This window comes from Allorhizobium sp. nf9_anc (genome assembly GCF_056323085.1).
Window position 1 is genome coordinate 2019559 of sequence record NZ_CM150481.1, and the last position, 20858, is coordinate 2040416.

At 60.0% G+C, this 20858-nt stretch carries 34 protein-coding genes; 7 read left to right on the plus strand and 27 right to left on the minus strand.

The features are described from left to right. Positions 1 to 213 precede the first annotated feature (213 nt). The 3 genes from AC02Y0_RS09660 (at position 214) to msrQ (ending at position 2568) form a co-directional block, all read left to right on the plus strand. Positions 214 to 816 (plus strand): thermonuclease family protein, encoded by a 603-nt coding sequence (locus AC02Y0_RS09660; protein WP_476383667.1) that lies wholly within the window; start codon positions 214 to 216, stop codon positions 814 to 816. A 157-nt stretch (positions 817 to 973) separates the two neighbouring features. Continuing rightward, positions 974 to 1924: a protein-methionine-sulfoxide reductase catalytic subunit MsrP gene (gene msrP / locus AC02Y0_RS09665; protein WP_476383668.1), complete on the plus strand. Its 951-nt coding sequence runs from the start codon at positions 974 to 976 to the stop codon at positions 1922 to 1924. Continuing rightward, the gene (msrQ, locus tag AC02Y0_RS09670) at positions 1924 to 2568 is read left to right on the plus strand and encodes a protein-methionine-sulfoxide reductase heme-binding subunit MsrQ (protein ID WP_476383669.1); all 645 of its coding nucleotides are present in this window, start codon (positions 1924 to 1926) and stop codon (positions 2566 to 2568) included. The genes msrP and msrQ overlap by 1 nt, the downstream gene beginning before the upstream one ends. Here the strand turns inward: msrQ and AC02Y0_RS09675 are convergent. After that, positions 2565 to 2987, minus strand: coding sequence for a ribosomal maturation YjgA family protein (locus tag AC02Y0_RS09675; RefSeq protein ID WP_476383670.1), 423 nt, complete (start codon positions 2985 to 2987; stop codon positions 2565 to 2567). The genes msrQ and AC02Y0_RS09675 overlap by 4 nt on opposite strands. A 52-nt stretch (positions 2988 to 3039) precedes the next feature. Here AC02Y0_RS09675 and AC02Y0_RS09680 point away from each other — a divergent pair, with 52 nt between their 5' ends. From AC02Y0_RS09680 to AC02Y0_RS09690, 3 genes are all read left to right on the plus strand, one after another. Continuing rightward, positions 3040 to 3912 carry a DUF817 domain-containing protein gene (locus AC02Y0_RS09680; RefSeq protein WP_476383671.1) on the plus strand — a complete coding sequence of 291 codons (873 nt, stop codon included), beginning with the start codon at positions 3040 to 3042 and terminating at the stop codon, positions 3910 to 3912. Between the two features lie 112 nt (positions 3913 to 4024). After that, a complete protein-coding gene (locus AC02Y0_RS09685) occupies positions 4025 to 4462 on the plus strand; it encodes a YciI family protein (protein ID WP_476383672.1) in 438 nt (145 codons plus the stop codon). A 16-nt stretch (positions 4463 to 4478) separates the two neighbouring features. Further along, positions 4479 to 5843, plus strand: a complete 1365-nt coding sequence (locus AC02Y0_RS09690; RefSeq protein ID WP_476383673.1) for an RNA polymerase sigma factor — start codon at positions 4479 to 4481, stop codon at positions 5841 to 5843. Between the two features lie 54 nt (positions 5844 to 5897). On the opposite strand, the gene AC02Y0_RS09695 is transcribed toward AC02Y0_RS09690, so the two are convergent. Then, on the minus strand, positions 5898 to 6476 hold the full coding sequence (locus AC02Y0_RS09695) for a DoxX family protein (RefSeq protein WP_102019781.1): 579 nt from the start codon (positions 6474 to 6476) through the stop codon (positions 5898 to 5900). 225 nt (positions 6477 to 6701) lie between these two features. On the opposite strand from AC02Y0_RS09695, the gene AC02Y0_RS09700 reads away from it, so the two are divergent. Next, positions 6702 to 7082 (plus strand): hypothetical protein, encoded by a 381-nt coding sequence (locus tag AC02Y0_RS09700; RefSeq protein ID WP_476383674.1) that lies wholly within the window; start codon positions 6702 to 6704, stop codon positions 7080 to 7082. Positions 7083 to 7158: 76 nt separating this feature from the next. Here the strand turns inward: AC02Y0_RS09700 and rplQ are convergent, their stop codons facing one another. The 25 genes from rplQ to rplD all read right to left on the minus strand — a co-directional run bounded on the left by rplQ (position 7159) and on the right by rplD (position 20850). After that, on the minus strand, positions 7159 to 7581 hold the full coding sequence (gene rplQ / locus AC02Y0_RS09705; RefSeq protein ID WP_476383675.1) for a 50S ribosomal protein L17: 423 nt from the start codon (positions 7579 to 7581) through the stop codon (positions 7159 to 7161). Positions 7582 to 7697: 116 nt separating this feature from the next. Further along, positions 7698 to 8708, minus strand: a complete 1011-nt coding sequence (locus AC02Y0_RS09710; RefSeq protein ID WP_006728661.1) for a DNA-directed RNA polymerase subunit alpha — start codon at positions 8706 to 8708, stop codon at positions 7698 to 7700. Positions 8709 to 8805: 97 nt separating this feature from the next. Next, positions 8806 to 9195 (minus strand): 30S ribosomal protein S11, encoded by a 390-nt coding sequence (rpsK, locus tag AC02Y0_RS09715; RefSeq protein WP_015915761.1) that lies wholly within the window; start codon positions 9193 to 9195, stop codon positions 8806 to 8808. Between the two features lie 128 nt (positions 9196 to 9323). Continuing rightward, positions 9324 to 9692 carry a 30S ribosomal protein S13 gene (gene rpsM / locus AC02Y0_RS09720; protein ID WP_006728664.1) on the minus strand — a complete coding sequence of 123 codons (369 nt, stop codon included), beginning with the start codon at positions 9690 to 9692 and terminating at the stop codon, positions 9324 to 9326. Between the two features lie 231 nt (positions 9693 to 9923). Then, positions 9924 to 10574, minus strand: a complete 651-nt coding sequence (locus AC02Y0_RS09725) for an adenylate kinase (RefSeq protein WP_476383676.1) — start codon at positions 10572 to 10574, stop codon at positions 9924 to 9926. After that, complete coding sequence (secY, locus tag AC02Y0_RS09730; RefSeq protein ID WP_102019777.1) at positions 10571 to 11911, minus strand: preprotein translocase subunit SecY; 1341 nt, start codon at positions 11909 to 11911, stop codon at positions 10571 to 10573. The genes AC02Y0_RS09725 and secY overlap by 4 nt, the downstream gene beginning before the upstream one ends. A gap of 240 nt (positions 11912 to 12151) precedes the next feature. After that, positions 12152 to 12631, minus strand: a complete 480-nt coding sequence (gene rplO / locus AC02Y0_RS09735) for a 50S ribosomal protein L15 (RefSeq protein WP_102019776.1) — start codon at positions 12629 to 12631, stop codon at positions 12152 to 12154. A gap of 16 nt (positions 12632 to 12647) precedes the next feature. Further along, positions 12648 to 12857, minus strand: a complete 210-nt coding sequence (rpmD, locus tag AC02Y0_RS09740) for a 50S ribosomal protein L30 (RefSeq protein WP_006728669.1) — start codon at positions 12855 to 12857, stop codon at positions 12648 to 12650. 14 nt (positions 12858 to 12871) lie between these two features. After that, the gene (gene rpsE / locus AC02Y0_RS09745; protein ID WP_102019775.1) at positions 12872 to 13441 is read right to left on the minus strand and encodes a 30S ribosomal protein S5; all 570 of its coding nucleotides are present in this window, start codon (positions 13439 to 13441) and stop codon (positions 12872 to 12874) included. A gap of 143 nt (positions 13442 to 13584) precedes the next feature. After that, on the minus strand, positions 13585 to 13947 hold the full coding sequence (gene rplR / locus AC02Y0_RS09750; RefSeq protein WP_054150972.1) for a 50S ribosomal protein L18: 363 nt from the start codon (positions 13945 to 13947) through the stop codon (positions 13585 to 13587). Between the two features lie 12 nt (positions 13948 to 13959). Beyond that, a complete protein-coding gene (rplF, locus tag AC02Y0_RS09755; protein ID WP_102019774.1) occupies positions 13960 to 14493 on the minus strand; it encodes a 50S ribosomal protein L6 in 534 nt (177 codons plus the stop codon). A 41-nt stretch (positions 14494 to 14534) separates the two neighbouring features. Further along, entirely contained in the window at positions 14535 to 14933 is a 399-nt protein-coding gene (rpsH, locus tag AC02Y0_RS09760) for a 30S ribosomal protein S8 (protein ID WP_102019773.1), read from the minus strand. 12 nt (positions 14934 to 14945) lie between these two features. Beyond that, positions 14946 to 15251, minus strand: a complete 306-nt coding sequence (rpsN, locus tag AC02Y0_RS09765; RefSeq protein WP_102019772.1) for a 30S ribosomal protein S14 — start codon at positions 15249 to 15251, stop codon at positions 14946 to 14948. A 33-nt stretch (positions 15252 to 15284) separates the two neighbouring features. Further along, positions 15285 to 15842 (minus strand): 50S ribosomal protein L5, encoded by a 558-nt coding sequence (rplE, locus tag AC02Y0_RS09770; RefSeq protein WP_444557380.1) that lies wholly within the window; start codon positions 15840 to 15842, stop codon positions 15285 to 15287. Beyond that, positions 15835 to 16143, minus strand: a complete 309-nt coding sequence (gene rplX, locus AC02Y0_RS09775; RefSeq protein ID WP_102019770.1) for a 50S ribosomal protein L24 — start codon at positions 16141 to 16143, stop codon at positions 15835 to 15837. The genes rplE and rplX overlap by 8 nt, the downstream gene beginning before the upstream one ends. Positions 16144 to 16157: 14 nt before the next feature. Next, the gene (rplN, locus tag AC02Y0_RS09780) at positions 16158 to 16526 is read right to left on the minus strand and encodes a 50S ribosomal protein L14 (protein WP_006728677.1); all 369 of its coding nucleotides are present in this window, start codon (positions 16524 to 16526) and stop codon (positions 16158 to 16160) included. Positions 16527 to 16754: 228 nt separating this feature from the next. After that, on the minus strand, positions 16755 to 16991 hold the full coding sequence (gene rpsQ / locus AC02Y0_RS09785; protein ID WP_102019769.1) for a 30S ribosomal protein S17: 237 nt from the start codon (positions 16989 to 16991) through the stop codon (positions 16755 to 16757). Between the two features lie 12 nt (positions 16992 to 17003). Continuing rightward, complete coding sequence (gene rpmC, locus AC02Y0_RS09790; RefSeq protein WP_006728679.1) at positions 17004 to 17204, minus strand: 50S ribosomal protein L29; 201 nt, start codon at positions 17202 to 17204, stop codon at positions 17004 to 17006. A gap of 11 nt (positions 17205 to 17215) precedes the next feature. Further along, positions 17216 to 17629, minus strand: a complete 414-nt coding sequence (gene rplP, locus AC02Y0_RS09795) for a 50S ribosomal protein L16 (RefSeq protein WP_006728680.1) — start codon at positions 17627 to 17629, stop codon at positions 17216 to 17218. A gap of 39 nt (positions 17630 to 17668) precedes the next feature. Next, the gene (gene rpsC, locus AC02Y0_RS09800) at positions 17669 to 18400 is read right to left on the minus strand and encodes a 30S ribosomal protein S3 (RefSeq protein WP_102019768.1); all 732 of its coding nucleotides are present in this window, start codon (positions 18398 to 18400) and stop codon (positions 17669 to 17671) included. Continuing rightward, the gene (rplV, locus tag AC02Y0_RS09805) at positions 18400 to 18789 is read right to left on the minus strand and encodes a 50S ribosomal protein L22 (protein ID WP_113462302.1); all 390 of its coding nucleotides are present in this window, start codon (positions 18787 to 18789) and stop codon (positions 18400 to 18402) included. Before rplV ends, rpsC begins: the two co-directional genes overlap by 1 nt. 2 nt (positions 18790 to 18791) lie before the next feature. Then, positions 18792 to 19070, minus strand: coding sequence for a 30S ribosomal protein S19 (rpsS, locus tag AC02Y0_RS09810; RefSeq protein ID WP_102019766.1), 279 nt, complete (start codon positions 19068 to 19070; stop codon positions 18792 to 18794). A 15-nt stretch (positions 19071 to 19085) separates the two neighbouring features. Then, positions 19086 to 19922: a 50S ribosomal protein L2 gene (gene rplB / locus AC02Y0_RS09815; RefSeq protein ID WP_006728684.1), complete on the minus strand. Its 837-nt coding sequence runs from the start codon at positions 19920 to 19922 to the stop codon at positions 19086 to 19088. Positions 19923 to 19939: 17 nt separating this feature from the next. After that, complete coding sequence (locus AC02Y0_RS09820) at positions 19940 to 20233, minus strand: 50S ribosomal protein L23 (RefSeq protein WP_006728685.1); 294 nt, start codon at positions 20231 to 20233, stop codon at positions 19940 to 19942. Further along, positions 20230 to 20850 (minus strand): 50S ribosomal protein L4, encoded by a 621-nt coding sequence (gene rplD, locus AC02Y0_RS09825; protein WP_102019765.1) that lies wholly within the window; start codon positions 20848 to 20850, stop codon positions 20230 to 20232. The genes AC02Y0_RS09820 and rplD overlap by 4 nt, the downstream gene beginning before the upstream one ends. Between the last annotated feature and the right edge of the window lie 8 nt (positions 20851 to 20858).

Consider the following 20858-nt stretch of genomic DNA (forward strand, 5'->3'; position numbering starts at 1 on the left):
TGTTCGCCGCCATGCCTGCACCCCGGGCGCCAAGGCAAGGCAGCCATTTTGGAACTGATCTAAGCCATGCGCCCTCACCTGTCACTAGCATCGAAGGGCAAATCGGTACGCCTGGCGGTCACGGAGCCTGCGACTTCGTTCGCATTTGAGTGATCGGCTTAAGCCTGCGGCAAGATGTGTTTATTAGAGTTTACCGCGGAAAGGGGAGTCATGATGACCCGGAAACCTGCCCGCGTGATTCTGCTGAAAGATGCTCGCCAGAAGCTCAATCCCGAGCCTGCGCCACGCTGGAGCCCGTTCAAGGCGCTCTACCAACTGCGCCGCGTCTTCCTGTGTGCCGGCCTCGCCGCACTGGCCGTCATTCATTTCGATAAACTTCCCTATTCCTACCTGGTTGTGCCAGCCGGCAACAAATTCATCGATTACAGCATCACCGGCGCCGTGGAACCGCATCCAGAGCCGATCGAGGGACGCTTCATCACCTGCTCAGGCGCACAGCGGGTCAATTGCGTCGTTGATGGCGACACCTTCTGGTACCGGGCGGTGAAATACCGGATCTCTGATATCAACACGCCGGAGATCGGGCGCCCGGAATGCGAGCGGGAACGCACGCTCGGGCTTGAGGCTCAGGTGGCACTGCTCGACAGCCTGAATGCCGGGGGCCTCACCATGGAGCGCCGGGAACGGCGGGACGTGGACCAATATGGCCGCAAGCTGCGCGTGGTGCTGCAGGACGGACGCTCGGTAGGCGACGCGTTGATCGCGCGCGGACTGGCCCATCGCTGGGAAGGCCACAAAGAGACCTGGTGCGGCTGACCGCCGTCGGCGGACAGAGCAGATTCTTACAGCTTACCGAGACGACAGACCTACACGAAATTGTTCCTGCCTTGCTTCTTTTCGCGGCGGTGAAACTCTGGTCTCTATGCTTGCGTCTTCTATCTAGAGAGACAGAGAGAGCCTCAAGAGGTCTGCCATGCCCATTTACCAGCCGCCGAAGATCGCCAGTTCCGAGATCACCCCGAAGTCGCTCTATCTGAGGCGACGGCAGTTCATGGGCGTCGCGGCCGGTGGGGTTGCGGCGGTCGGCCTGGGCGCGCCGGCAATCGCCGCTCCGCTTGCGGCCAAGCCGAGCATCTACAAGCTCGACGAGAAGCTGACCTCCAAGGAAGATGTGACGACCTACAACAATTTCTACGAGTTCGGCACGAGCAAGGAAGATCCGGCGCGCAATGCGGGATCGCTGACCACTCGGCCCTGGACGATCGAAGTCGGCGGGCTGGTTGCCAAGCCGCAGGTGATCGACATCGAGACGATCATGAAGGAAATCCCGATGGAAGAGCGCGTCTACCGGATGCGCTGCGTGGAAGGCTGGTCGATGGTGATCCCGTGGATCGGCTTCCCGATCTCGGCCCTGCTCGACCGGGTGGAGCCACTGGGCTCGGCAAAGTATGTTGCCTTCGAAACGCTTGTCCGCCCTGAAGAAATGCAGGGACAGGCCGGCATCTTCCAGGCGCTGGAATGGCCCTATGTCGAGGGCTTGCGGCTGGACGAGGCGCGTCATCCGCTGGCGATCCTTGCGACCGGGCTCTACGGCGAGACGCTGCCGAACCAGAACGGCGCGCCGATCCGCCTCGTCGTGCCGTGGAAATACGGCTTCAAGGGCATCAAGTCGATCGTCAAGATCACGCTCACCGAGCAGGAGCCGCCATCGACCTGGAACAAGCTCCAGCCGTCGGAATACGGCTTCTATGCCAACGTCAATCCGGCCGTGGATCATCCGCGCTGGAGCCAGGCGACCGAGCGACGGATCGGCGAGGCCGACGGCCTGTTCGGCGGAGCGCGCATCGATACACTGCCGTTCAACGGCTATGCCGACGAGGTCGCAAGCCTTTACGACGGCATGGATCTGACGAAGTTCTTCTGATGGCTTCGCTCGCTATGCCCGCCCTGCCCGCCCGCTACAAGCCAGCCTCCGTGTGGGCGCTTTATGCGGTCGGGCTGTTGCCTGGGCTTTATGCCTTCTATCTCGGGATCTTCGGGGGACTGGGCGCCGATCCGGTGCGCGCGTTTGAGCATCTTCTGGGTCTCTGGGCGCTCAGGTTTCTCTGCCTTGGCCTTGCCGTGACACCGCTGCGCGATCTCTTCGGCATTAACCTAATTAGCTATCGACGCGCACTCGGGCTTCTCGCTTTCTACTATGTACTGGCGCATTTCGCTGTTTACCTGACGCTCGACCGCGGCATGATCCTGTCGTCGATTGCCGGCGACATCCTGAAGCGGCCCTACATCATGCTCGGCATGGCGGGGCTGCTGATGCTGATCCCGCTCGCGCTGACGTCGAACCAGTGGTCGATCCGCAGGCTTGGGCCACGGTGGAACAAGCTCCACAAGCTCACCTACCCGATCCTGCTCGTGGCGATCCTTCACTATGCGCTGTCGCTGAAGGTGATCGATCTGGAAGCGGCCTTCTACATCGTCGTGACGATCGTGCTGCTCGGCTACCGGCTGGTGCGGCCAAAGATCATGGAGCGTCGGCGGGCGAAGCGCATGGCGGGTGCGACCCGTTAGTGTGGTGACCGGCCGGAGCGCGTGAGACGGCGCGCTTCGAAGAATGCAGCCAAGGCGATGCCGAGGCCATAGGCCACGATGTTCCACCAGGAGAAGATGCGTCCGAGCAGCAGCACGCCTGCCAGCGTCAGGCGGAATTCGTCGAGCCAGGGCGTGTGGTAGAGGCGGCTGAACTCCGTGAGAGCTGCAATGACGATTGCGAGGATCGCCAGGCGACCGAGCGGCTGTCGCGGCAGGAGCATGGCGATGAGGAAGAAGACCATCGCGCCCCAGAGGGTCGAGCCGCCGTATTTGACCAGAAAGTACGGCAGGCCGATGTCGTAGCCGCCGAGTCTCAAGCCGAGGCCACACGCGATGATGGCAAGCGCTATCCCCAGACGGCGTATGCGAAGTAACGTCAATGCCTTGATTTCGTCCATGGCCGCTTAGTAGTGAGGTTGCAACGGAATGCAACAGCGAAGGCGGTCGACAATGACACTGGTGGCAGATGGACGAAGCGGCCTCCTCAGCGCACTCGACCGCAGACTTGTCGATCAGACGCCCTATCCCCAGCTGACCGGCTTTCGTCGCTTCGTCGTCGAGTTCCTGATGTTCGGGATCAAGGAGGCGCGGGCCTGCCTGTTTGCCGGTCTGTTCTTCGTTTCGATCTTCGTCGTGCCGCGCGCCGGCGTCTTCGGCATTCCGCGCTATGACGTGCTGCTGATCATTGCGCTTGCCATCCAGATCTGGATGGTCTGGACGAAGCTCGAGACCATGGACGAGCTGAAGGCGATCTGCCTTTTCCATGTCGTCGGCTTTGCGCTCGAGGTGTTCAAGACGTCGGGCGCGATCCAGTCGTGGTCCTATCCCGATTTCGCCTATAGCAAGGTGCTCGGCGTGCCCCTGTTTTCCGGCTTCATGTATGCGGCCGTGGGCAGCTACATCATCCAGGCCTGGCGGCTCTTGGATGTCCGGATCCGCCACCACCCGCCCTACTGGATGGCCATCGGGGTCGCGCTCGCCATCTATCTCAACTTCTTCACCCACCACTATATCGGCGACTATCGCTGGTATCTGGCAGCACTCGCGATCGGCCTCTATGCCCGGACCACCGTCACCTTCCGGCCGTTTGATCGGGATCGGCAGATGCCGATGCTACTCGCCTTCATCCTGATCGGCTTCTTCATCTGGGTGGCCGAGAACATCTCCACCTTCTTTGCGATCTGGCACTATCCGAACCAGCTGGGGGCCTGGTCGACGGTGCATCTGGGCAAGTGGAGTTCGTGGACGCTGCTGGTGATGATGACCTTCACCATCGTCGCCTCGCTCAAGCATATCCGGGCGACGATCCACATTCCGAAGTGATCACGGCAACCTTTGTACGATTTTTTTCGCATGCCGTGTCGAAATCGGTTTAGCTCGTTCGTTGGGGAAGCAGGATCGCAAAAGCGGTCCGGAGAACGAGAGGAGAGAAGACATGCGTGTCATGGTGATGGTGAAGGCGACGGAAGACAGCGAAGAAGGCATCATGCCGCCGCCGAAGCTTTTCGAAGACATGGGCAAGTTCAACGAGGAACTGGTGCAAGCGGGCATCATGCTCTCCGGCGACGGGCTGAAACCGTCGAAGATGGGCAAGCGGATCGCCTTTGACGGAGCGGACCGCCGCGTGATCGACGGCCCCTTCGCAGAAACCCGGGAGCTGGTCGCCGGCTACTGGATCTGGGAAGTGAAGGACATGGACGAGGCCGTTGCCTGGGTGAAGCGTTGCCCAAATCCGATGTTGGGACCGAGTGAGATCGAGATCCGGCCCTTCTACGAGATGGAAGATTTCGCCGAGATCGCCACGCCCGAGGGACAGGCGAGCCATGACCGCGCGGCGGAAGGCCTGGCGCGCCGGGAAAACGGTGTGGGCTGATGCAGGACGCGGCCCCATGAGCCCGGTTGACCGCGCCGAGGGGGCCGCCATACTCCGGCTCATGACAGAGCGTGGAAAATCGACCGCCTCACCTTTGCGGCCGCAAGCAGCCGGCGCAGAGGCAGCAGCACGGGATATCGAGGCAATCTATCGCATGGAGCGGGTCCGGCTGATCGCCGGGCTCGCAAAACATGTTGGTGACCTCAGCCTTGCCGAGGAACTGGCGCAGGAGGCTCTGGTCACGGCGCTCGCGACATGGCCTGCATCCGGCACACCGCCCAATCCCGGCGGCTGGCTGATGACGACGGCAAAGCGGCGGGCTGTTGATCTCTGGCGCCGACGCCGGATGATGGCGCGGCATGAGCCGTCAATTGCCCATGATATCGAGACCGACCGTCCGGACGATTATGCGACCGTCGACGCCGCACTCGACGACGCAATCGGCGACGAGCGGCTGTCGCTGATCTTCACCGCATGCCACCCTCTGCTCTCGCGGGACCAGCGTGCGGCGCTGACACTGAAGATCATCGGCGGACTGACCACGGAGGAGATCGCCCGGGCTTTTCTCTCCCAGGAGACGACGGTGGCGCAGCGGATCGTCCGGGCGAAGAAGATCCTGCGGGAGGCCGATGTCGCGTTCGCTGTGCCGGTGGGACAAGAGCGCGACGCCCGCCTCGCCTCGGTGCTGGAGGTGATCTACCTTGTTTTCAACGAGGGATATGCCGCCAGCCGTGGCGAGGATCTGATCCGGGTCCAGCTTTGTGAAGAGGCGATGCGGCTCGGGCGCATCCTGGTGGGGCTGGCACCACAGGAACCGGAGGCGCATGGCCTGCTGGCACTGATGGAGTTGCAGGCATCACGCTTCAAGGCGCGGGTGGCAGCCGATGGCAGCGCGCTGACGCTCGAAACGCAGAACCGGGGGCTCTGGGACCGGCTGTTGATCCAACGCGGGCTGGCCGGGCTAGAGATGGCAGGAAAGCTGGGCGGTGCGGATGGCGTCTATGCGCTGCAGGCGGCGCTGGCCGCCGTGCATGCGCGGGCCGCGAGATTTGCGGATACAGACTGGGGGATGAGTGCTGCGCTCTATGACCGACTGCTGGAGCGGATCCCCTCGCCTGTCGTGGCACTCAACCGGGCGGTGGCGCATGCGATGGCCCGTGGGCCGGAGGTGGGGCTGGCACTGCTGGCAGAGATCGAGGAAGAGCCTTCGCTTTCCGACTATCTGCCGCTGCATGCGGCGAAGGGGGACTTCCTGTTCCGGCTGGGGCGTCTGGCGGAGGCGCGGACCGCTTTCGCGACGGCTGCAGCACTCAGCGGCAATGATCGGGAGCGCGCTTTCCTGTTGGATCGTGCAGGGCAATGCAGCCGGGGTGACAGCTGACATGAAAAGGGACATCCGGCCTTTCGACCGGATGTCCTTGCATTGGGCCAAAGATCAGAACTGCTTTCTGAACATCAGACGATCGAGCGACAGATAACCGCCACCGAAGGCTGCGAAGAGGAAGGCGCCGCCGGTCCAGAAGAGTGAGGCCAGTTCCGCCTTGGACTGGACCTGATGCAGGAAGGTGTGGCCGCCATCTGCGAGGCGCGCCATGGCTTGCGGGGTGAAGAATTCGCTCCCGGCCTTCAGCGCGTCGATGCCCGCCTGGGTGAGGAAGGCGTCACCGTAAGGATTGGCCATGTGGAAATAGAGCGTGATTGCCAGCATCACACCATTGGCCAGGGCTGCCGGGCGGGTGAAGAGGCCAAGCGCGATCAGGAGGCCGCCGAGGACCTGCAGGACGGCGAGTGTCGGGGACCAGAGCCAGCCCGGATAAAAGCCGAGCTTTTCGACAAAGCCGACCTGGGCGAAGGGTGCCATGATCTTCGGCCATCCCTCGATCACCAGCATGCCGCCAACGGCGAGGCGGAAGATCGTCCATGCCATGGGCTGGGCGATGCGGTCATAAAAGGTCGAGAGCGGCGGAATGATGAGATGGTTCTTGTCGTTGCTGAAAATGGATGCGTCAACCATTGGGAAACCTCACTTACATCGATAATTCGATGGGTTGAGGTTAGCGCTGTCTTGGCGATCTCCCTTGACGCAGATCAAGAATTTCCCATCGAACCGCCTAAACTGTTCAAGTATGCGTGATATCCCGCCACAACTGCACAATCGAGGCAGTCGCTTAGCTCCCTCTAGATTTTAGGCCTCACGTTGTGAGATCACTATTCCGCTACAACTTATGGCGGAAATTCAATGTTCAAGATTTTGGCTCTTGCCATCTCACTTAGCGCGAATTGCCTGACCGCATACGTCCTCTTCCAACCGACGAGCGAGGTCAAAAGCAAGGATCGAATGACGTGTGCGCAGGCGCGGAATGAAAACGACAACAAAGCTGCTGTCAGAAACTACGCCGCTCGCGAGAAGGTCACGATCTCCGAGGTTCACGAGTACCTCAGGAACAGCGATTACGAACTGAGGAACATCGAAGTAGCCGATGGGAGACTGACATTCACCTACAGGTCCTCGGGCTTCTACCCATCCACCTGCGGCATTCACCTACCCGGCATGGACGGTGGCATCGTTCATGTCGAAACCGACCCGACGAGCGACCACACTATCCTCTCGGTCCGCTAGTCCCGCCACCCAACACGCAAAAAAGCCGGGTGATCGCTCACCCGGCTTTTTTCATCCTTCCCTTACGGGAGGAAACTTACGCTGCTTCAACTTCGGCTTCAGCGGCGACGCGGGCCTTGTCGGCTGCGCCCTTGGCGTCAACGTCGCGCTCGACGAACTCGATAACAGCCATGGCGGCGTTGTCGCCCAGGCGGAAACCGGCCTTCATGATGCGCAGGTAGCCGCCGTTGCGGGTGGCGTAACGCGTTGCGATGGCGTCGAAGAGCTTCTTGACGGCATCGACGTCCTTGATCTGCGAGATCGCCTGACGACGAGCGTGCAGGTCGCCGCGCTTGCCGAGGGTCACCAGCTTCTCGACGATCGGGCGAATTTCCTTCGCCTTCGGGAGCGTCGTGACGATCTGCTCATGGGTGATGAGCGAAGCAGCCATGTTGGCGAACATCGCCTTACGGTGGCTGGCGGTACGGTTCAGCTTGCGGCCGGCTTTCTGGTGGCGCATTGCTATTCTCCTTTAAGTGCAGGCTCTGTCTCAGAGGCTGCCGTTTCCTGACACATACGGGCATCCGCCCGCAGTTTGACGGGGAAAGGCAGGCTTAGAGGCTGCCTTCACTGTTATTAATATTGGTCTTCGTAACGCTTCGCGAGATCTTCGATGTTCTCGGGCGGCCATGCCGGTACTTCCATACCGAGGTGCAGGCCCATGGAAGCGAGAACTTCCTTGATTTCGTTCAGCGACTTGCGGCCGAAGTTCGGCGTGCGCAGCATCTCTGCCTCGGTCTTCTGGATCAGATCGCCGATGTAAACGATGTTGTCGTTCTTCAGGCAGTTTGCCGAGCGGACCGAAAGCTCCAGCTCGTCGACCTTCTTGAGCAGCGCCGGGTTGAAGGCGAGCTCGGTGACGGCTTCCTCTTCGGCTTCCTTCTGCGGTTCGTCGAAGTTGACGAAAACGCCGAGCTGGTCCTGAAGGATGCGTGCAGCGAAAGCGACAGCGTCCTCACCGGTGACGGAGCCATCGGTTTCGATGGTCATCAGCAGCTTGTCATAGTCGAGAACCTGGCCCTCACGGGTGTTTTCGACCTTGTAGGACACCTTCTTGACCGGCGAATAGAGGCTGTCGACCGGGATGAGACCGATCGGTGCATCTTCCGCGCGGTTGCGCTCGGCTGGGACGTAACCCTTGCCGTTGTTGACCGTGAACTCCATGCGGATTTCTGCGCCTTCATCGAGGGTGCAGATAACATGGTTGGGGTTCAGGATCTCAATGTCGCCGACCGTCTGGATGTCACCGGCGGTTACAACGCCCGGACCCTGCTTACGGACAACCATGCGCTTGGCATCGTCGCCGTCCATCTTGATGGCGATTTCCTTGATGTTCAGGACGATGTCGGTGACATCTTCGCGAACGCCCGGGATAGACGAGAACTCGTGCAGAACGCCGTCGATCTGGACAGCCGTAACAGCTGCACCACGAAGCGACGACAGGAGAACGCGACGCAGAGCGTTGCCGAGCGTCAGGCCGAAGCCACGCTCGAGCGGCTCGGCGACGAGGGTCGCCTTGGTGCGGCCGGAGGAGGAAAATTCCACCTTGTTCGGCTTGATCAGTTCCTGCCAATTCTTCTGAATCATGATTTTACCTTCCGTTCGCCATCACCATTCAATCGTGACGGCCGAATATGAGAAGCACCGGGAAGGCGAACCGCCTGCCCGGCAAGACGAAGAATGATTAGACGCGACGCTTCTTGCGCGGACGGCAGCCATTGTGCGGGATCGGGGTCACGTCACGGATCGACGTGATCATGAAGCCGGCAGCCTGGAGGGCGCGCAGAGCGGATTCACGACCCGAACCCGGACCGCAGACTTCCACTTCGAGAGACTTCATGCCGTGTTCCTGGGCCTTCTTGGCGCAGTCTTCAGCAGCGATCTGGGCAGCGAACGGGGTCGACTTACGCGAACCCTTGAAGCCCTTCGCACCAGCAGACGACCAGGCAATAGCATTGCCCTGTGCGTCGGTGATGGTGATCATCGTGTTGTTGAAGGTCGAGTTTACGTGGGCAACGCCCGACGAGATATTCTTGCGTTCGCGACGGCGGACGCGTGTGGCTTCCTTGGCCATGGTCTTCCTTTCAGTTGATCTAAACACCGCCGTAATGCCAGCGGCTACACCAATCGATGCAACAGGATGAAGGCAGTGGGCACCAGGTCACCCTGCTGCCCACTGCCTTTTCCCAATGCCGCGAAAAATTACTTCTTCTTACCAGCGATCGCCTTCGCCGGACCCTTACGGGTGCGGGCGTTGGTGTGCGTGCGCTGACCGCGAACCGGCAGACCACGACGATGGCGCAGGCCACGGTAGCAGCCAAGGTCCATCAGACGCTTGATGTTCATCGCGGTATCGCGACGCAGGTCGCCTTCGACCTGGTAATCGCGGTCGATGGTTTCGCGGATCTGGAGGACTTCTGCGTCGGTCAGCTGGTGAACGCGCTTTTCAGCCGGAAGACCGACCTTCTCCATGATTTCCGATGCGAACTTCGGTCCAATCCCGTGAATATAGGTCAGCGCGATAACAACGCGCTTCGCAGTCGGGATGTTGACGCCAGCGATACGTGCCACGCCTATTCTCCTTGCTTCCAGTTGCCATCCGGCAAGTGGTGTCTCGTTACACGGCCCAGATGGACCGCAATTACAAATCGGGTTCTCAACAAACCAAAACGACCGAACCCGGTCTTCCAACGTTTTGGAAGAACGCGCCGATCGCAGTCATGTCGCGAGTTGGCGCGGTCTTTAACGGAATCGGTCGACAAAAGCAACCGGCCCCGCGAAGATTCTTAGAACTGACAGGCTTCAGAGCCCGGCCAGGATGGCCTCGATCTCGCCGGTGACGGCATCGATCTCACCCATGCCGTCGACCGAATGCAGCTTACCCTTGGCGTGGTAATAGCCGATCAGCGGCGAGGTTTCCTTGTAGTAGGCCTGCAGACGGGTGCGGACCGTATCACGGTTGTCGTCGGGGCGGCGCTTGAAGTGGGTCGAGCCACACTTGTCGCAGACACCGTCGACCTTCGGCTTCAGGTTCTCGTCGTGGTAACCGGCGCCACAGTTGGCGCAGGTGTACCGGCCGGCGATTCGGTCAGCCAGGATCTCGTCATCGACGCGGATCTCGATCACCGCCGAAAGGTCGAGGTCTTTGCTGCTCAGCATCGCCTCGGTGGCATCCGCCTGGACAAGCGTCCGCGGGAAGCCATCGAGAATGAAGCCATTGGCACAGTCGGGCGCATCGATGCGCTCGGAGACGATGGCGATGACGATGTCATCGGAGACGAGCTTGCCGGCGTCCATGACAGCCTTGGCGCGTTTTCCGACCTCCGTGCCAGCCGATACGGCGGCACGGAGCATATCACCGGTGGAGAGCTGCGGGATGCCGTGCTTCTCCACGATCCGCTGGGCTTGGGTCCCCTTGCCCGCGCCCGGCGGTCCTAACAGAATCAGTCTCATCGTCCCCTCTTTCCTCCACGCAACTTCGACTTCTTGATCAGACCTTCATATTGCTGGGCGATCAGATGTCCCTGAACCTGTGCTACAGTATCAAGGGTGACGCTGACAACAATCAAAAGCGAAGTACCACCAAGGGCTAATGGGATGCCCGTGCGTGCGATGAGGATTTCAGGCAGAACGCAGACGAAGACGAGGTAGACGGCGCCGACCACGGTGATGCGGGTCAGGACGTAGTCGATGTATTCGGCCGTGCGGTCACCGGGGCGGATGCCCGGGATGAAGCCGCCATGCTTCTTCAGATTGTCGGCCGTATCCTTCGGGTTGAAGACGATGGCCGTGTAGAAGAAGGCGAAGAAGGCAATCAGCGCACCGTAGAGCAGCATATAGATCGGGTGACCATGCTGCAGCGACGCGATGATGGTCGTCGCCCAGCCGGGCAGCGCCTGGTTGCCGGAGAAGCCAGCAGCCGTTGCAGGCAGCAGCAGCAGCGACGAGGCGAAGATTGCCGGGATAACGCCTGCGGTGTTGAGCTTCAGCGGCAGGTGCGAGGTGTCGCCCTGGAACATGCGGTTGCCGACCTGTCGCTTCGGATACTGGATCAGAAGACGACGCTGGGCGCGCTCGACGAAGACGATGAGGGCGATGACGCCGATCGCGACAACGATGACGGTGAGAATCAGCAGCGTCGACAGAGCACCGGTGCGGCCGAGTTCCAGCGTATGGGCGACAGCGGTCGGAAGACCTGCAGCGATGCCGGCGAAGATGATCAGCGAGATGCCGTTACCGATGCCGCGCGAGGTGATCTGCTCACCGAGCCACATCAGGAACATGGTGCCGCCTAGAAGCGTCAGCACGGTCGAAATGCGGAAGAACCAGCCCGGATCGGCAACAATGCCCTGCCCCGATTCGAGGCCGACGGCGATGCCGTAGGCCTGGAGCGTGCCGAGCAGAACCGTGCCGTAGCGGGTGTACTGGTTGATGATCTTGCGGCCCTGCTCGCCCTCTTTCTTGAGCTGCTCGAGGGCCGGCACGACAGACGTCATCAGCTGCACGATGATCGACGCGGAGATGTAGGGCATGATGCCCAGCGCGAAGATCGCCATGCGCTCGACAGCGCCACCAGCAAACATGTTGAAAAGACCGAGGATACCACCCGACTGCCCCTGGAAGGCGGCGGCATAGGCCTCCGGATTGAGGCCAGGCAGCGGAATATGCGTGCCGAGGCGATAGACCAGCAATGCGGCCAGAGTGAACCACAGACGCTTCTTCAGATCTTCCGCCTTGGCGAAAGTCGAGAAGTTCAGGTTCGAGGCCAGTTGTTCCGCTGCAGAAGCCATAGAATTCTCCGCCAACCTAGACCGGCGACGGAAACCCGTCCGAACCGGAGGCTATTCGTTCAAACTGTTTTTCAGAAAACAGGGCGCGGGGAGAAGTTGCCGAGCAACCGCATGCCTCACACCCTTGTTTTCCAGATGACCCGGAAGACGAAACGACGTCCATTCCGTCCTGGGATCGTGAGGCTCACATATGGGAGCAAAATCGCCCGGTGTGAAGCACCCCGGGCGATTGTCTGTCACTTATTCAGCGGCTTCCTTAGCTGCTTCGAGCAGCTTGATGGAACCGCCAGCCTTTTCGATCTTCTCGACGGCGACCTTGGAGGCGCCGGCGACTTCGATCGTGAGCTTAGCCTTCAGTTCGCCGCCGGACAGGACGCGAACGCCGTCCTTGACGCGACGGATAACGCCGGCTGCCTTGAGCGAAGCGGCATCAACCGTTGCCTTGGCGTCGAGCTTGCCAGCATCGATCGCAGTCTGGATACGGCCGAGCGATACGGTGACGTATTCAGAAGCGAAGATGTTGTTGAAGCCGCGCTTCGGCAGGCGACGATAGATCGGCATCTGGCCGCCTTCGAAGCCGTTGATGGCGACGCCGGAACGAGCCTTCTGACCCTTTACACCGCGACCACCGGTCTTGCCCTTGCCAGAACCGATACCGCGACCTACGCGGATACGTTCCTTGGAAGCGCCTTCGTTGTCTTTGATTTCATTCAGTTTCATGATGACTTCCCCCGTCTCACTTCTCGTCGACGACGCGAACGAGATGCTGGACAGCACGGATCATGCCACGAACGGAAGGGGTATCTTCCAGGGTGCGGACCCGGTGCATCTTGTTGAGGCCCAAACCGACCAGCGTTGCGCGCTGGACTGCCGGACGGCGAATAGGCGAACCGATCTGCTCGACCGTGATCGTCTTTGCTTCAGTCTTCTTCGTAGCCTTGGCCATGGTTCAGACTCCTCTTATTCTTCAGCAGCGTTGCCAGAAGCAGCGCGGCGAGCCTGGAGGGTAGCATACTTCAGGCCACGCTGAGCAGCGACGTCCTTCGGATGCACCTGGTGCTTCAGGGCGTCGAACGTAGCGCGAACCATGTTGTACGGGTTCGACGAACCGGTCGACTTGGCGACGACGTCGTGCATGCCGAGCGTTTCGAAAACGGCGCGCATCGGACCACCGGCGATGATACCGGTACCGGCCTTGGCGGAGCGCAGCAGAACCTTGCCGGCGCCATGACGGCCGTTGACGTCGTGATGCAGCGTACGGCCGTCACGAAGCGGAACGAAAATCATGTCGCGCTTGGCAGCTTCCGTTGCCTTGCGGATGGCTTCCGGCACTTCACGTGCCTTGCCATGGCCGAAGCCTACGCGACCCTTCTGGTCGCCGACGACGACGAGGGCTGCGAAGCCGAAACGACGGCCGCCCTTGACGACCTTAGCGACGCGGTTGATCGCGACAAGCTTGTCGACGAACTCGCTGTCGCGCTCTTCACGGTTCTGGCGATCATCGCGCGAACCACGCTTTTCTTGTGCCATTGTCCTTTTCCTTTTTCTTTTCCGGGTGCAATCGGCAGATTACGCAAAGTTCCACCCTGCCCTGTCGGGTCAAGGTGGAATCCGGTGTGACCGGCTTAAAGCCGGAAATCCACCCGAACGCAAGTCCGGGTGGAAATTCTATCTTAGAAGGTCAGACCACCTTCACGAGCCGCTTCGGCGAGAGCCTTGATGCGGCCGTGATAGATGAAGGCGCCACGATCGAAGACGACTTCATTCACGCCAGCCTTGACGGCGCGCTCAGCAACCAGCTTGCCAACGGCAGCAGCTGCTGCGATGTCGGCGCCGGTCTTGAGCTCGGCCTTCAGGCCGCCATCGAGTGTCGAAGCAGCCGCGAGGGTCTTGCCAGCGACGTCGTCGATGATCTGAGCGTAGATGTTCTTCGAAGAGCGATGTACCGACAGACGCGGACGGCCATTTGCCACCGCCTTGATCTGACGCCGTACGCGGTTCGCACGGCGAACAAGTGCTTCTTTTCTGCTTGCCATTTCGCGCGATCCTTACTTCTTCTTGCCTTCTTTGCGGACGATCCGCTCTTCGGCATACTTGACGCCCTTGCCCTTGTAGGGCTCCGGACCGCGATATTCGCGGATCTCGGCGGCAACCTGGCCGACCTGCTGCTTGTTGATGCCGGACACGATGATTTCGGTCGGCTTCGGAACAGCGATGGAGATGCCAACCGGAGGCTCATAGACGACGTCGTGGCTGAAGCCAAGTGCCAGCTGCAGGTTCTTGCCCTGAAGCGACGCGCGGTAACCAACGCCGTTGATTTCGAGCTTGCGCTCGTAACCGTCCTTAACACCCTTCAGGATGTTTTCGATCATCGTGCGGGACATGCCCCACTTCGACCGAGCATCCTTGGAGTCGTTGATCGGCTGTACGACAACAGCGTTGTCTTCGAGCTTCACGGAGATTTCGTCATTTGCGACGAAGAAAAGTTCACCCTTCGGGCCCTTGACGGAGACCTTCTGGCCTTCGACAGAGGCGGTCACGCCAGCCGGAACCGGAACGGGCTTTTTACCGATACGAGACATAGTTTTTCCTGTCTGTTCGCTATGGAGATCGCCTGCCCGTCTTAGAAGACGGAGCAGAGTACCTCACCACCAACGTTCTGTTCGCGAGCCTGGTGATCGGCCATCACACCCTTCGGAGTCGAAAGGATGGTGATGCCGAGGCCGTTCGCGACCTGCGGGATGGACTTAACCGAGACATAAACTCGGCGGCCCGGCTTGGATACGCGGCCGATTTCGCGAATGACCGAAGAACCTTCGTAGTACTTCAGTTCGATCGTGAGCTCAGACTTGCCATTGCCGTAATCGACCTGGCTGTAGCCACGGATGTAACCTTCGGCCTGCAGAACGTCGAGAACGCGGGCACGGAGATTGGAGGCCGGAGTGGAGACGGAGCTCTTGCGGCGAGCTGCGCCATTCCGGATGCGGGTGAGCATATCGCCCAACGGATCAGTCATCGTCATATTGGCGTCTCCTTACCAGCTCGACTTCACAACGCCCGGCACCTTGCCGGTGTTGCCAAGCTCGCGAAGCGCGATACGCGACATTCCAAGCTTGCGATAGAATGCACGCGGACGACCGGTGACTTCGCAACGGTTGCGAATACGGGTCTTGGAGCCATCGCGCGGCAGTTCTGCCAGCTTCAGGGTGGCCTTGAACCGCTCTTCAATCGAAAGAGACTGGTTCATGATGATTGCCTTCAAACCGGCACGCTTTGCGGCCTGGCTCGCGGCAATCTTGCGGCGGCGCTTGTTCTTTTCAACTGCGCTTGTCTTCGCCATATCGAAGTTCCTCTTCTACGCTCGTCGTTACGGTTACTGACGGAACGGGAAGTTGAACTCTTTCAGAAGAGCCCGAGCTTCGTCGTCGTTGGTCGCCGTCGTGCAAACGATGATGTCCATGCCCCACATCTGATCAACCTTATCGTAGTTGATCTCCGGGAACACAATGTGCTCCTTGATGCCCATGGCGAAGTTGCCACGGCCGTCAAAGGACTTCGGGTTCAGGCCGCGGAAGTCGCGAACGCGCGGAAGCGCGATGTTGACCAGGCGGTCCAGGAACTCATACATGCGGGCGCCGCGCAGGGTAACCTTTGCGCCGATCGGCATGTTTTCGCGGACCTTGAAGCCAGCGATCGAATTGCGGGCCTTGGTGATAACCGGCTTCTGGCCGGCGATCGCTGCAAGGTCAGCCGCTGCAACAGTGGGCTTCTTGGAGTCGGCAGTTGCCTCGCCCACGCCCATGTTGATCACGATCTTGTCGAGCTTCGGGATCTGCATTTCGTTGGCGAAGGAGAACTGCTCCTGCATCGCCTTGCGAATGCGATTTACGTATTCAACCTTGAGCCGCGGCTCATACTTTGCCTCAGCCATCGATCACTTCTCCCGAACGCTTGGCCACACGAACCTTCTTGCCGTCAACGACCTTGAAACCGACGCGGGTCGGCTTGCCGTCCTTGTCGGCGATCGCGATGTTCGACAGATGGATCGAGGCTTCCTTGCTGATGATGCCGGCTTCCGTGGTCTGCGTCTGGCGCTGGTGGCGCTTGACAACATTGATGCCACGGACGACCGCACGGTCTTCCTTCGGCATGACCTGGAGGACTTCGCCCGAACGGCCCTTGTCCTTGCCAGCGAGTACGACGACCTTGTCGCCCTTGCGGATCTTATTCATCGCTTCCCGCTCCCTTACAGTACTTCTGGAGCCAGCGAGATGATCTTCATGTGGTTCTTGGCGCGAAGTTCGCGCGGAACCGGTCCGAAGATACGGGTGCCGATCGGCTCTTTCTTGTTGTCGATAAGAACAGCTGCGTTGTTATCGAATCGAATGACGCTGCCGTCAGCGCGACGGATGTCCTTAGCGGTGCGAACAACAACCGCCTTCATCACGTCACCCTTCTTCACGCGGCCGCGCGGGATAGCTTCCTTGATCGAAACGACGATGATGTCGCCGATGGAAGCGTACTTGCGCTTAGAACCGCCCAGCACCTTGATGCACATGACACGACGTGCGCCGGAATTATCCGCGACGTCGAGGTTAGTCTGCATCTGAATCATGTCAGGTCGCCTTCTTGTTGTAACCCGAACGGTTGGGCCGAGGCCCCCTATTCGGGCTTATGATAAATTTCTGATGTGCGCGGGAAGATAAATACAGGGTGGTTTCCCATAGGGACCTTCCGTGCGCTCAAAGCAAAAGAACGCCCGATTCCGAGCGTTCTCTGCCAGTGGTCTGCTTCATACAGATTTCTGCGCAAGGTGCAAGCCCTTGCGCAGGAAGTCCGTAAATTAAGCCTGGGCGGCAATCACCGTCCAGCACTTGTCCTTGGAGATCGGTGCACATTCCTGGATGGAAACGACGTCACCGGTCTTGTACTGGTTGTTCTCGTCATGTGCCTTGTACTTCTTGGACCGGCGAACGGTCTTCTGAAGCAGCGGGTGGGCGAATCGACGCTCAACGCGAACGACAATGGTCTTGTCGTTCTTATCGCTGACAACTACGCCCTGCAGAATGCGTTTCGGCATATTTCTCGGTCCTTAGGCCTTGGCTTCTGCCGCCTTCTGGCGGGCAATGGTTTTCACGCGTGCGATATCACGACGGACTTCCTGAATACGGGAAGACTTCTCGAGCTGGCCAGTGGCCTTCTGGAAGCGCAGGTTGAACTGCTCCTTCTTCAGCTTTGCAAGCTCGTCGTTCAGCTGGTCAGCGCTCATGGCGCGTACATCTACGGCTTTCATCGACTTGATCCTCACTCTGCAATGCGCTGTACGAAGCGCGTCGTGACAGAGAGCTTGGCGGAACCGAGGCGGAGAGCCTCGCGCGCGATCTCTTCCGATACGCCGTCGATCTCGAACATGATACGACCAGGCTTGACCTTGCATGCCCAGTATTCGACCGAACCCTTACCCTTACCCATACGAACTTCGGTCGGCTTTGCCGTGACCGGAACGTCAGGGAATACGCGGATCCACACGCGACCAGCACGCTTCATATAGCGGGTGATCGCACGACGGGCTGCTTCAATTTCGCGAGCGTTCACGCGGTTCGGTTCCAGAGCCTTGAGGCCGAATTCACCGAATGCCAGATCAAAACCGCCCTTGGCGACGCCCTTGATGCGGCCCTTGAACTGCTTGCGGTACTTTGTACGCTTTGGCTGCAACATTTTCTTACTTCTCCGAGCTTATCTTTCGCCAGCGTTCAATCAAGCGTTCTCGCGGCGACGGTCGCCACGATCACCGCGTTCACGGCTTGCGGGACCCTGGGCATCGCCCTCCATCGCACGACGTTCCGATGCCATCGGATCGTGCTCGAGGATTTCGCCCTTGAAGATCCAGACCTTTACGCCGCAGATGCCGTATGCGGTTTCGGCTTCAGCCGTACCGTAATCGATGTCTGCACGCAGGGTGTGGAGCGGAACGCGACCTTCGCGGTACCATTCGGTACGAGCGATTTCGGCACCACCGAGACGGCCGGCGCAGGTGATCTTGATGCCTTCGGCACCCAGACGCATGGCCGACTGAACGGCGCGCTTCATGGCGCGACGGAATGCGATACGACGCTCGAGCTGCTGGGTGATCGACTGAGCAACCAGCGTTGCGTCGACTTCCGGCTTGCGCACTTCAACGATGTTGAGGTGCGTTTCCGAGTTCGTCATCGTCGAGATCTTCTTACGAAGCTTCTCGATGTCTGCACCCTTCTTGCCGATGATCAGACCCGGACGAGCCGAGTGGATCGTGACGCGGCACTTCTTGTGCGGACGCTCGATGACGACCTTGGCGATGCCGGCCTGCTTGAGCTCTTCCATGAGGTAGGCGCGGATCTTCAGATCTTCATGCAGAAGCTTGCCGTATTCGGCGTTGTCTGCAAACCAGCGGCTATCCCAGGTGCGATTGATCCCGAGACGGAAGCCAATCGGATTGATTTTCTGACCCATTATGCGGCCTCCCCTTTGGCTTCGACTTCACGCACCACGATGGTGAGGTGCGAGAACGGCTTTTCGATGCGCGAAGCGCGGCCGCGGCCACGAGCGTGAAAACGCTTCATGGTGATCGACTTGCCAACATAGGCCTCGGCGACGATCAGCTGATCGACGTCGAGATCATGGTTGTTCTCAGCGTTGGCGATCGCGGACTCAAGGGTCTTGCGGACCGTGCCTGCGATGCGCTTACGGGAGAATTCCAGGTCAGCGAGAGCGCGCTCGACCTTCTTGCCGCGGATGAGCGCGGCAACCAGGTTGAGCTTCTGGGGGCTGACGCGGATCGTGCGGGCGACTGCCTGCGCTTCGTTGTCTTTCAGCCGGCGTTCGGCTTTTGCCTTGCCCATCGTTACTTCCTCTTCGCCTTCTTGTCCGCACCGTGACCGTAATAGGTCCGGGTGGGAGCGAATTCACCGAACTTGTGGCCGACCATGTCTTCGTTGACAGAGACGGGCACATGCTTGCTGCCGTTGTAGACGCCGAAGGTGAGACCTACGAACTGCGGCAGGATGGTGGAGCGACGGCTCCACATCTTGATCACTTCATTACGACCTGTCTCGCGAACCTTCTCAGCCTTCTTGAGAAGATAGCCGTCGACGAACGGGCCTTTCCATACTGAACGAGCCATTTCTGACTACCTCTCTTACTTCTTCTTCAGGTGGCGCGAGCGCATGATGAACTTGTCGGTCGACTTGTTCGAGCGAGTCCGCTTGCCCTTGGTGGGCTTACCCCACGGGGAAACCGGGTGGCGACCACCGGAGGTGCGGCCTTCACCACCACCGTGCGGGTGGTCGACCGGGTTCATGACGACACCGCGGTTATGCGGGGTCTTGCCGCGCCAGCGGGTGCGACCGGCCTTGCCGTCGTTGGTGTTGCCGTGGTCCGGGTTGGAAACGGCGCCGATGGTGGCCAGGCAGGAGCCCGGAACCAGACGCTGCTCACCCGAGTTCAGGCGCAGGATCGCCATGCCGGCATCGCGGCCGACGAGCTGGACGTAGGTGCCAGCCGAACGTGCGATCTGACCGCCCTTGCCGGGCTTCATTTCGACGTTGTGAACGATCGAACCAACTGGGATGTACTGCAGCGGCATGGTGTTGCCAGGCTTCACGTCAACGGCCTTTTCAGACGCGATGACCTTGTCGCCGGCAGCGATACGCTGCGGTGCCAGGATGTAAGCCTGTTCGCCGTCCGTGTAGGTCACGAGAGCGATGAAGGCCGAACGGTTCGGGTCGTATTCCAGGCGCTCGACGGTGCCTTCGACGTCGAACTTGCGACGCTTGAAGTCAACCAGACGATAGGTGCGCTTGTGACCACCACCGATGAAGCGAGCGGTGATGCGACCGTAGTTGTTACGGCCACCGCTCTTGGAGAGACCTTCCGTCAGCGCCTTGACCGGCTTGCCCTTCCAGAGGCCAGAGCGGTCGACGATGACCAGCTGACGCTGGCTCGGGGTCGTCGGATTGTAGCTTTTCAATGCCATTGTTCTTGTTCCCTACCTCAGACGCCCGTCGACACGTCGATGGACTGACCTTCGGCGAGCGTCACGACGGCCTTCTTGACGTCCTTCTGCTTGCCGGCGAAGCCGCGGAAACGCTTAGTCTTGCCCTTGCGGACGAGCGTATTGACGGCGGTGACCTTGACGCCGAAGAGAGCCTCGACAGCAGCCTTGATTTCCGGCTTGCTGGCACCCTTGGCGACGTTGAAGACGACCTGGTTGAACTCAGACACCATGGTCGACTTTTCCGTGATCGACGGAGATACGATCACGTCGTAGTGGCGAAGATCCGTCATTTGAACCGCTCCTCCAGAGCTTCCACAGCAGCCTTCGACAGGACGAGCTTGCCGCGGCGCAGGATGTCATAAACGTTGATGCCCTGAACCGGCAGAACATCGATGTTCGGGATGTTCGAAGCGGCGAGCTTGAAGTTGCTGTCGATTTCGGCACCGCCGATGACGAGAGCGTTGGTGAGGCCGAGCGAGGCGAAGGTACCGACGAGCAGCTTGGTCTTGGCTTCAGCCGCAACAAGGTTGTCGACGATGATCACGTCTTCCGACTTCATCTTTGCAGAGAGGGCGTGGCGCAGAGCGAGCGCACGAACCTTCTTCGGCAGGTCATGGGCGTGGCTGCGAACAACCGGGCCATGAGCCTTACCACCGCCGCGGAACTGCGGAGCGCGGGCCGAATGGTGACGAGCACGACCGGTGCCCTTCTGCTTGTACATCTTCGAACCGGTGCGGGAAACTTCCGAACGGCCCTTGGTCTTGTGCGTACCCTGGCGCTTCTTGGCCAGCTGGTAGCGGATCATGCGCGCGATCAGATCTTCGCGGGGATCCAGACCGAAGATTTCGTCCGACAGAGAAACCTTGCCGGCGTCCTTGCCCTCGAGGGTCTTGACGTTGAATTCCATGTTCTTGG

Coding starts and splice junctions, on each gene's coding strand:
- AC02Y0_RS09660 (WP_476383667.1), top strand. CDS start 214: ATGACCCGGAAACCTGCCCGCGTGATTCTGCTGAAAGATGCTCGCCAG.
- msrP (WP_476383668.1), top strand. CDS start 974: ATGCCCATTTACCAGCCGCCGAAGATCGCCAGTTCCGAGATCACCCCG.
- msrQ (WP_476383669.1), top strand. CDS start 1,924: ATGGCTTCGCTCGCTATGCCCGCCCTGCCCGCCCGCTACAAGCCAGCC.
- AC02Y0_RS09675 (WP_476383670.1), bottom strand. CDS start 2,987: ATGGACGAAATCAAGGCATTGACGTTACTTCGCATACGCCGTCTGGGG.
- AC02Y0_RS09680 (WP_476383671.1), top strand. CDS start 3,040: ATGACACTGGTGGCAGATGGACGAAGCGGCCTCCTCAGCGCACTCGAC.
- AC02Y0_RS09685 (WP_476383672.1), top strand. CDS start 4,025: ATGCGTGTCATGGTGATGGTGAAGGCGACGGAAGACAGCGAAGAAGGC.
- AC02Y0_RS09690 (WP_476383673.1), top strand. CDS start 4,479: ATGAGCCCGGTTGACCGCGCCGAGGGGGCCGCCATACTCCGGCTCATG.
- AC02Y0_RS09695 (WP_102019781.1), bottom strand. CDS start 6,476: ATGGTTGACGCATCCATTTTCAGCAACGACAAGAACCATCTCATCATT.
- AC02Y0_RS09700 (WP_476383674.1), top strand. CDS start 6,702: ATGTTCAAGATTTTGGCTCTTGCCATCTCACTTAGCGCGAATTGCCTG.
- rplQ (WP_476383675.1), bottom strand. CDS start 7,581: ATGCGCCACCAGAAAGCCGGCCGCAAGCTGAACCGTACCGCCAGCCAC.
- AC02Y0_RS09710 (WP_006728661.1), bottom strand. CDS start 8,708: ATGATTCAGAAGAATTGGCAGGAACTGATCAAGCCGAACAAGGTGGAA.
- rpsK (WP_015915761.1), bottom strand. CDS start 9,195: ATGGCCAAGGAAGCCACACGCGTCCGCCGTCGCGAACGCAAGAATATC.
- AC02Y0_RS09725 (WP_476383676.1), bottom strand. CDS start 10,574: ATGAGACTGATTCTGTTAGGACCGCCGGGCGCGGGCAAGGGGACCCAA.
- secY (WP_102019777.1), bottom strand. CDS start 11,911: ATGGCTTCTGCAGCGGAACAACTGGCCTCGAACCTGAACTTCTCGACT.
- rplO (WP_102019776.1), bottom strand. CDS start 12,631: ATGAAACTGAATGAAATCAAAGACAACGAAGGCGCTTCCAAGGAACGT.
- rpmD (WP_006728669.1), bottom strand. CDS start 12,857: ATGGCCAAGGCTACGAAGAAGACTGAAGCAAAGACGATCACGGTCGAG.
- rpsE (WP_102019775.1), bottom strand. CDS start 13,441: ATGGCACAAGAAAAGCGTGGTTCGCGCGATGATCGCCAGAACCGTGAA.
- rplR (WP_054150972.1), bottom strand. CDS start 13,947: ATGGCAAGCAGAAAAGAAGCACTTGTTCGCCGTGCGAACCGCGTACGG.
- rplF (WP_102019774.1), bottom strand. CDS start 14,493: ATGTCTCGTATCGGTAAAAAGCCCGTTCCGGTTCCGGCTGGCGTGACC.
- rpsH (WP_102019773.1), bottom strand. CDS start 14,933: ATGACGATGACTGATCCGTTGGGCGATATGCTCACCCGCATCCGGAAT.
- rpsN (WP_102019772.1), bottom strand. CDS start 15,251: ATGGCGAAGACAAGCGCAGTTGAAAAGAACAAGCGCCGCCGCAAGATT.
- rplE (WP_444557380.1), bottom strand. CDS start 15,842: ATGGCTGAGGCAAAGTATGAGCCGCGGCTCAAGGTTGAATACGTAAAT.
- rplX (WP_102019770.1), bottom strand. CDS start 16,143: ATGAATAAGATCCGCAAGGGCGACAAGGTCGTCGTACTCGCTGGCAAG.
- rplN (WP_006728677.1), bottom strand. CDS start 16,526: ATGATTCAGATGCAGACTAACCTCGACGTCGCGGATAATTCCGGCGCA.
- rpsQ (WP_102019769.1), bottom strand. CDS start 16,991: ATGCCGAAACGCATTCTGCAGGGCGTAGTTGTCAGCGATAAGAACGAC.
- rpmC (WP_006728679.1), bottom strand. CDS start 17,204: ATGAAAGCCGTAGATGTACGCGCCATGAGCGCTGACCAGCTGAACGAC.
- rplP (WP_006728680.1), bottom strand. CDS start 17,629: ATGTTGCAGCCAAAGCGTACAAAGTACCGCAAGCAGTTCAAGGGCCGC.
- rpsC (WP_102019768.1), bottom strand. CDS start 18,400: ATGGGTCAGAAAATCAATCCGATTGGCTTCCGTCTCGGGATCAATCGC.
- rplV (WP_113462302.1), bottom strand. CDS start 18,789: ATGGGCAAGGCAAAAGCCGAACGCCGGCTGAAAGACAACGAAGCGCAG.
- rpsS (WP_102019766.1), bottom strand. CDS start 19,070: ATGGCTCGTTCAGTATGGAAAGGCCCGTTCGTCGACGGCTATCTTCTC.
- rplB (WP_006728684.1), bottom strand. CDS start 19,922: ATGGCATTGAAAAGCTACAATCCGACGACCCCGAGCCAGCGTCAGCTG.
- AC02Y0_RS09820 (WP_006728685.1), bottom strand. CDS start 20,233: ATGACGGATCTTCGCCACTACGACGTGATCGTATCTCCGTCGATCACG.
- rplD (WP_102019765.1), bottom strand. CDS start 20,850: ATGGAATTCAACGTCAAGACCCTCGAGGGCAAGGACGCCGGCAAGGTT.